The sequence below is a fragment of the Stenotrophomonas sp. HMSC10F07 genome (assembly GCF_001807895.1).
In the GTDB taxonomy this organism is placed as follows: Bacteria; Pseudomonadota; Gammaproteobacteria; order Xanthomonadales; family Xanthomonadaceae; genus Stenotrophomonas; species Stenotrophomonas sepilia.
The window spans coordinates 1-7,263 of the sequence record NZ_KV791446.1; the positions used below are offsets into that span (position 1 = coordinate 1).

At 66.2% G+C, this 7,263-nt stretch carries 7 protein-coding genes; 2 read left to right on the forward strand and 5 right to left on the reverse strand.

Annotation, left to right across the window (positions count from 1 at the left end):
* Positions 1–199: 199 nt before the first annotated feature.
* Both HMPREF3114_RS17805 and HMPREF3114_RS17810 read right to left on the reverse strand, forming a co-directional pair.
* A complete protein-coding gene (locus HMPREF3114_RS17805; RefSeq protein WP_019658889.1) occupies positions 200–1,321 on the reverse strand; it encodes an inorganic phosphate transporter in 1,122 nt (373 codons plus the stop codon).
* Positions 1,322–1,334: 13 nt separating this feature from the next.
* On the reverse strand, positions 1,335–1,961 hold the full coding sequence (locus tag HMPREF3114_RS17810) for a DUF47 domain-containing protein (protein WP_004152833.1): 627 nt from the start codon (positions 1,959–1,961) through the stop codon (positions 1,335–1,337).
* A gap of 292 nt (positions 1,962–2,253) precedes the next feature.
* Between HMPREF3114_RS17810 and HMPREF3114_RS17815 the strand changes: the two genes are divergently transcribed.
* Complete coding sequence (locus tag HMPREF3114_RS17815; RefSeq protein WP_049410714.1) at positions 2,254–3,558, forward strand: hemolysin family protein; 1,305 nt, start codon at positions 2,254–2,256, stop codon at positions 3,556–3,558.
* On the forward strand, positions 3,542–4,201 hold the full coding sequence (locus tag HMPREF3114_RS17820) for an exopolysaccharide biosynthesis protein (protein ID WP_053501113.1): 660 nt from the start codon (positions 3,542–3,544) through the stop codon (positions 4,199–4,201). The genes HMPREF3114_RS17815 and HMPREF3114_RS17820 overlap by 17 nt, the downstream gene beginning before the upstream one ends.
* A gap of 112 nt (positions 4,202–4,313) precedes the next feature.
* On the opposite strand, the gene HMPREF3114_RS17825 is transcribed toward HMPREF3114_RS17820, so the two are convergent.
* From HMPREF3114_RS17825 to HMPREF3114_RS17835, 3 genes are all read right to left on the reverse strand, one after another.
* Entirely contained in the window at positions 4,314–4,811 is a 498-nt protein-coding gene (locus tag HMPREF3114_RS17825; protein WP_005416015.1) for a pyridoxamine 5'-phosphate oxidase family protein, read from the reverse strand.
* Between the two features lie 70 nt (positions 4,812–4,881).
* Positions 4,882–5,877, reverse strand: coding sequence for an LLM class flavin-dependent oxidoreductase (locus HMPREF3114_RS17830; RefSeq protein WP_005416014.1), 996 nt, complete (start codon positions 5,875–5,877; stop codon positions 4,882–4,884).
* Between the two features lie 192 nt (positions 5,878–6,069).
* A complete protein-coding gene (locus HMPREF3114_RS17835; RefSeq protein WP_053501115.1) occupies positions 6,070–6,837 on the reverse strand; it encodes a sulfurtransferase in 768 nt (255 codons plus the stop codon).
* Positions 6,838–7,263: the final 426 nt, after the last annotated feature.

The following is a 7,263-nucleotide window of genomic DNA, read 5'->3' on the forward strand; positions in this document are numbered from 1 at the left end:
AACCGGACCCACCCCGCCTTCGACAGTTTCCCGCTGCTGCTGGTGGGTGCCGACCGTTGGTCGGCACGGGATCGGATCCCTGTTTCTGCTCTGGTAGGTGTCGACCTTGGTCGACACGTTGTGTGCGGAAAAATTCTTTGCCCATGAAAAAGCCCACCGGATATCGGCGGGCTTTTTCGTGTGCACCTTGGCGTGGCGATCAGGTCCAGCCAAACAGCTCGAACAGCTTCAGGATCAGGTACGCACAGCCGCCGGCGGCCGGGATGGTCAGGATCCAGGCCCAGACAATGCGCTCGATCACGCCGAACTTCAGCGAACGCGGGTTCTTGGCGAAGCCCACGCCCATGATCGCGGTGGAGATGCTGTGCGTGGTCGAGACCGGCATGCCGAAGTGGGCCGCCAGGGTCAGGATGGTGGCCGAGCTGGTCTCCGCGGCGAAGCCGTGGATCGGGTGCAGCTTGACCATCTTGTGGCCCAGGGTCTTGATGATCTTCCAGCCACCCGAGGCGGTACCGGCAGCCATCACCACTGCACAGGTCAGTACGATCCACATGGCGATGCCGTCACCGGCGTGCGCGTCCGGGTGCATGAAGGCCAGCCAGGACGGCAGATCGTTCAGTGCGCCGGTGGCTTCGGCACCAATCAGGGTCATCGCGATGATGCCCATGGTCTTCTGCGCGTCGTTGTGGCCGTGGGCGAAGCCCATGTAGGCCGCCGAGGCGATCTGCGCCTTGCCGAAGAAGGCATTGACGATGCGCGGACGGGCCAGGCGGCCGATGGCGCCACCGACCTTGGCCAGGCCGGCGATCAGCGCCCACAGCAGCACCATCACCACGATGCCGAGCAGGAAGCCGGCGATCGGCGAGGTGATCATCGGCACGAACACCTTCCACAGCAGGCCCTTGTTCTGCGCCCAGCTGCCCAGGCGCTCCGACCAGATCAGCGCGTCCCAGTTGTTGTGGGCCGCGGCCAGACCGGCACCGCAGAGGCCACCGATCAGGGCGTGCGAGGACGAGGACGGCAGGCCCTTCCACCAGGTGATCAGGTTCCAGATGATGCCGCCCAGCAGGGCGCACAGGATCACCTGCGGAGTGACCTCGACCACGTTGGTGTTGAGCAGGCCCGAGGCGATGGTCAGCGCCACCGCAGTGCCGGTCAGCGCACCGATGAGGTTCATGAAGGCGGCCAGCATCACCGCCCAGCCGGGCGAGAGCACCTTGGTCGCCACTACGGTGGCAATGGAGTTGGCAGTGTCGTGGAAGCCGTTGATGAACTCGAAGACGAGCGCGGCCAGGATCACCACCAGGACAAGGGTCAACATGCGGCGGCGTCCGTCAGCTGTTCTTCAACACGATCTGGTACGCCACCACGCCGGCCTCGCGGCAACGGTCGATGGCCTTTTCCAGGATCTCGAAGAATTCCTTCAGCAGGAACATCTGCAGGTTGTCCAGGCGACCGGAGTAGATGTCGCGGTACAGCTCGAGCATCAGGCGGTCGGCCTCGTTCTCCAGCGAGCGCAGCTTCTCGTTCAGCGCGGTCATCCGGTCCAGGTTCATGTGGCGCAGGTCGGCCACCATCTCCACCACCACGCCGGCGGCCTGTTCCAGCATCGCCGCGCGCGGCGCGAAGTCGATGTGCTCCAGGTGGGTCGTGGCCAGCGAATAGCGGTCGGCGAACTTCTCGATCTGCTTCGGAATCTTGTACAGGGCCGAACCCAGCGCTTCGATGTCTTCGCGCTCGATCGGGGTCATGAAGCTGTCGACCAGCGCCTGGCTGATCTTGTCCGAGGCCGCGCGTTCGCGCAGGCGGGCCAGCTTGAAGGCGTCCAGCGCGGGCTGGCGGTCGGCCTCGCGCAGCATGGAATGCAGCGCCTTGGCGGCATCGGAAGCCGCGACAGCAGCCTCATCGAGCAGGGTGTAGAACTGTTTGCCGGAACCGAAAATGGTCTGCAGAGAGAACATTGAGAAACCTGTCAGCCGTCGCGGGAAGGACGGCACCAGAGCGAATTATGACGGCTAGATGACCATCACGGGTATCCCCGCGCCCTTTCCTGGCTCTGGGACCCTCAACCTGAACAGGCGGTTGCCACCCTGCCACGCCCCTTTGCTAAGATGCCAGCGCGCCTTCGGGCGCACCTTATGGACGACGACCCTTATCCCCCTGCGCCGCGCCGGACCCCGTTCCTGAGCGCCTGCCGCCATCGCAAGCACCCGCCCTCCCTGCCACCAACCGGGGACGACGCCCGTGTTTGAAATGATCCTGATTGTCTTCGCGCTGGTTCTGCTGAACGGCTTCTTCGCCATGTCCGAGATGTCGGTCATGACCTCGCGCAAGAGCCGCCTGAAGCAGATGGCCGCCACCTCCAAGCGCGCCGCCAAGGCGCTGGAGCTTTCGGAGAAGCCGGAGAGTTTCCTGTCCACCGTGCAGATCGGCATCACCGTGATCGGCGTACTGACCGGCTACCTCGGTGGTGATGCGATCGGCGACGCGATCGCCGGCTGGCTGCAGGGCCTGATGCCCGGCTTTGCGTACGCGCGCGAAGTAGGCACCGCTCTGGCGGTCTCGCTGATCACCTTCATCACGCTGATCTTCGGCGAACTGGTGCCCAAGCGCCTGGCCCTGACACGTTCCGAGGCCATTGCCGGCCTGGTCGCGATGCCGATGAGCTGGCTGGCCAGGCTCGCCCTGCCCTTCGTCTGGCTCCTGTCCAAGACCACCCAGCTGGTGCTGAAGGTGCTGGGCCTGGGCAAGGACGAGGCCGCGCAGGTGACTGAAGAGGAGATCCGGATGCTGGTGGCCGAGAGCCACGAGGCCGGCGTGATCGACGCCCACGAGCGCGACATGATGAACCGGGTCATGCGCCTGGGCGACCGCACCGCCGACAGCCTGATGACGCCGCGCAACCGCATCGCCTGGCTCGACACCCAGGCCGGGCTGGAGCGCAATCTGGACATCATGGCCGAGCACGAGTTCTCCCGTTACCCGGTGTACCGCGACAACGACATGGACGTGGTCGGCGTGCTGGAGCTGAAATCGCTGGCCACGCGCATGGCGCGCGGCGACAACGCGCTGTTCCAGACCCTGCGCGAACCGCTGTACGTCTCCGAATCGACCCACGCGATGAAGCTGCTGGAGATCTTCCGCGAGGAACAGCAGTCGATGGCGCTGGTGGTGGACGAGTACGGCGAGATCCAGGGCCTGGTGACCATCAGCGACCTGATGGGCGCCGTGGTCGGCCGCCTGCAGGCCGTAGAAAATGCCGACGAGGATGCGCTGGTGGTGACCCGCGAGGACGGTTCGCTGCTCGTGGATGGCTCACTGCCGATCGAAGACCTGCGCGAGCTGATCGGCAGCAACGAGCTGCCCGATGCCGAGGACGGCGATTACTACACCCTGGCCGGCATGTGCATCCATTACTTCGGCCGCATCCCGCACGCAGGCGAGTACTTCGACTGGGCCGGCTGGCGCTTCGAGGTGGTCGACCTGGACGGTGCGCGGGTGGACAAGCTGCTGCTGCGCACGTTGTCCGACGAGCAGGCCGATGAGCTCACCGCCTGAGGCTGGCCAGGGCCAGGGTGCGCAGCGCCCGACCTACCGCAACGAGGGCATCCGCACCCTGCTGGAGATGTTCGCCTCCGGCGATCCCGCCGAGCACATGCCGCTCGGCCAGATCCTCAGCAACCTGCAGCAGAGCGCGTTCGGCGTGTTCCTGTTCGTGGCGATCCTGCCCTCGTTCATCCCGATCCCGGGCATGGGGGGGGCGGTCAGCGGCCCACTGGTGGTCCTGATCGGACTGCAGATGCTGTGTTGCCTGCGCCGGCCCTGGCTGCCCGGTTTCATTGCCCGACGCGGGCCGAAGCGCGGCACCATGCACCGCTTCCTGGACCGTATCGATCGCCCGTTGCGGCGACTGGACAGGATGCTGAAGCCTCGCCTGCCGCAGTTGCTGACACCGCTGCCCGCGCACGCCTTCAGCGGCCTGCTGCTGGTACTGCTGGGCATCCTGCTGTCATTGCCGATTCCGTTCACCAACTTCCTGTTCGGTTTCCAGCTGCTGCTGTTCTCGCTGGCGCTGCTGGAGCGCGATGGTGCATTGATGCTGTTCAACTGGATCGCAGCGCTGGTGGCGATCGCGTTCTTCGGCTTCAGTTCGGGGCAGCTGGTGGGCTATACAGTGGAACTTTTCCAGCGCTGGTTCTGAAGCGGCATCCGGTAGAGCCGTCCGATGGCCGGCTGCCACGTTTCCAAGGTAGCCGGCCAACGGCCGGCACTACCGGCATCCGCTAGATCCACGCAACGCGTGGATGCGGCAATCACCGAAGGTCGACGAATCCGTTGTCCGCCAGCGGTGCCGGATCGTCCTGCACCGCCGACAGCACGAAGCTCAATGCCTTGCCCAGCAAGGTGCCCGGGCCATCCCAGTATTCGGCGCTATCGGCGCGCACGTGGATCAGGCGAAGGTTGGGGTCTTCCTTGCCGGCGGGGAAGAACAGCTTCATCGCCGGCGACCACAGCTCTTCGATCTTCGCGCGATCATCGACAACCCGCGCCCGCCCCGCCACAGACACATAGGTGTTCTTCGATGGCGAGGCATAGGCCACATTGACGCGCGGGTCGAGCGCGATCTCGGCCACCTTCGGGCTGTCGGCGGTGATCACGAACCACAGGTCACCGTCGAAGGCGACCTGCTGGGTGGCCAACGGCCGGCTGTAGAGTCGCCCGTCGACGCCGGTGGTGGTGAACATCGCCACCTCCACGTCCTTGATCAGTTCAGCCAGCTGGGCAATGTGTTCGGCGCGGGTCTCGGCCATGGTGGGGACTCCAGAAGTGGGGAGCCCCCATCAGACGCGGATCGGCCGCAACGGGCCGTGACGCGGTTGTTCAGCCCGCGTGGCGGCCATGCCAGGCATTCATCGCCAGCTCGAAGGAACGCAGGCGCGCACGGTGGTCATACAGGTTGGCAGTGAGCATCAGCTCGTCAGGCTTGTGCCGCTCAACGAAAGCGGCGATACCCTCGGCCACCTGCTGCGGATCGCCCAGCACGGTGCAGGCCAGGGCCCGTTCCACGCCGAACTTTTCGTGCGGCTCCCAGAAGGCTTCAATGTCGTCGATCGGCGGCGGGATCTTGCCCGGCCGGCCGCGGCGCAGGTTGACGAAACTTTGCTGCTGGCTGGTGAACAGGCGACGCGACTCGGCCTCGCTGTCGCTGGCAACAACGTTCAGGGCCAGCATCGCGTGCGGCTGCTTCAACGTGGCCGAGGGGCGGAATTCGCGGCGGTACACCGCCAGCGCTTCGTCCATCACGTCCGGCGCGAAATGCGAGGCGAATGCATACGGCAGGCCCATCGAGGCCGCCATGCGTGCGCCAAACAGGCTTGATCCCAGGATCCAGGTCGGCACCCGCAGGCCACCACCCGGAACGGCCTGCACCGCCTGTCCAGGCTGGACCGGCTCGAAGTAGTGCAGCAGCTCGCGCACGTCCTGCGGAAACTGGTCGGCGCTGTCGAAATAGCGGCGCAGTGCACGTGCGGTCGGCTGATCGGTGCCCGGCGCACGGCCCAGGCCAAGGTCGATGCGGTCCGGATACAGCGAGGCCAGCGTTCCGAACTGCTCGGCCACCTGCAGCGGGGCATGATTGGGCAGCATGATGCCGCCCGCGCCGACCCGGATGCGTTGGGTGCCACCGGCAACATGGCCGATCAGCACGGCGGTGGCGGCACTGGCGATGCCGGGCATGTTGTGGTGTTCTGCCAGCCAGTAGCGGCGGTAGCCCAGCGCATCGGCGTGCTGGGCCAGTTCCAGCATGTTGGCGAAGGCGGCAGTGGTGTCACTGCCCTCGCAGACCGGGGCCAGGTCAAGGATCGACAACGGGATCATCAGGCGCTTTTCCGTCACAGGATCACCTCTGCATGGGGGCGGCCGGGCGCAGCGGCCAGTGACGGTGGCGGGATGCTGATTCCCGCAGGGCGGGTTCAGCGCCCACCGGATCGTGTAGAGCCGAGCCCATGCTCGGCTGCCTTTCGTCGACCAACAGCAGCCGAGCATGGGCCCGGCTCTACACAAGCGCGGTCAGAACGCGCTGGGGCGCGGCTCGGGCAGCGGCTGGTCGACCATCGGCTTCAGCTCGGCATCCAGCGCCACGCGCTCATCGAACACGAAGCAGCGGCCTTCGTAGCCTTCGCCGCCCACCTCCTCGAAGTAGCCGAGGATGCCGCCATCGAGCTGCAGCACATTGTCCATGCCGTCATTGACCATCCACAGCGCGGCCTTCTCGCAGCGGATGCCGCCGGTGCAGAAACTGACCACGGTGCTGTCCCGCAGCGCATCGCGATGCGGCGCCAGCGCCTCGGGCAGGTCGGTGAACTTGCGGATGGGCAACACCAGCGCATCCTTGAAGGTGCCGTACTCCACTTCCTGCAGATTTCGCGTATCGAGCATCACCACCGGCTTGCCGGCATCGTCATGGCCCTGCCGCAGCCAGCGCTGCACGGTGGCAGGATCGACCGACGGTGCGCGCGGATAGTCCAGCGGCTGGCCGTCATCGCGGCGGAAGCTGATGATCTCGTCCTTCACCTTGGCCTTCAGCCGCGCGAACGGCTGGTGCTTGCTCAGGCTGGTCTTGACCCGCATGTCGGCGAAACGCGCATCGGCATGCAGCGCTGCATAGAAGCCCTCAACCGCCTCCGGCGCCCCCGCCAGAAACAGGTTCAGTCCCTCGCCCGCCACCAGGATCGTGCCGCGCAGCTCCGCCGTCTCGGCACGGGCCAGCAGCTGGTCGCACAGGGCCTGGGGGGCGTCGATGACGGCGAAATGATAGGCAGCGGTATTGGCGATCATCCCGCCATTTTAGCGCCTCCCGCCCGCACAGACAGATTCAGGGGTCAGAGCCCTCTGCGCGGCAGAGGGATCCGACCCCGGCAGGTACCCAGAACCTGTCAGAGGCGGGGCGGTGTGGGCAGGCGGGACCGTTGGCGCCATGGGCCCGAGGCATGCCTCGGGCGGGTTGGGCAGGACGCCCAACCCCGGTCTTGCCGTGTGCGCAGGACAGCGCACACGAGCAAGGCGCCATCCAGCCCCCAGGGGTGAGGCGCTTTGCTTGCGAAGCACTGCTTCGCAGGCGCCCGAACGCCCAGCCGCCAGCGGCTGGGCCGGACCGCGAAGCGGGGTCTACGGCGTGTCCCGCCTGCCCACACCGCCGCGCCATCCCACGGAAACCAGCTTTTGACATTGCCGTTGCCTCTGCGGGTGCCGGGTGCAACCCGG

Excerpts from the sequence above, each read along its gene's own strand:
- HMPREF3114_RS17805 (WP_019658889.1), bottom strand. The coding sequence starts at position 1,321 with ATGTTGACCCTTGTCCTGGTGGTGATCCTGGCCGCGCTCGTCTTCGAG.
- HMPREF3114_RS17820 (WP_053501113.1), top strand. The coding sequence starts at position 3,542 with ATGAGCTCACCGCCTGAGGCTGGCCAGGGCCAGGGTGCGCAGCGCCCG.
- HMPREF3114_RS17810 (WP_004152833.1), bottom strand. The coding sequence starts at position 1,961 with ATGTTCTCTCTGCAGACCATTTTCGGTTCCGGCAAACAGTTCTACACC.
- HMPREF3114_RS17830 (WP_005416014.1), bottom strand. The coding sequence starts at position 5,877 with ATGATCCCGTTGTCGATCCTTGACCTGGCCCCGGTCTGCGAGGGCAGT.
- HMPREF3114_RS17835 (WP_053501115.1), bottom strand. The coding sequence starts at position 6,837 with ATGATCGCCAATACCGCTGCCTATCATTTCGCCGTCATCGACGCCCCC.
- HMPREF3114_RS17825 (WP_005416015.1), bottom strand. The coding sequence starts at position 4,811 with ATGGCCGAGACCCGCGCCGAACACATTGCCCAGCTGGCTGAACTGATC.
- HMPREF3114_RS17815 (WP_049410714.1), top strand. The coding sequence starts at position 2,254 with ATGATCCTGATTGTCTTCGCGCTGGTTCTGCTGAACGGCTTCTTCGCC.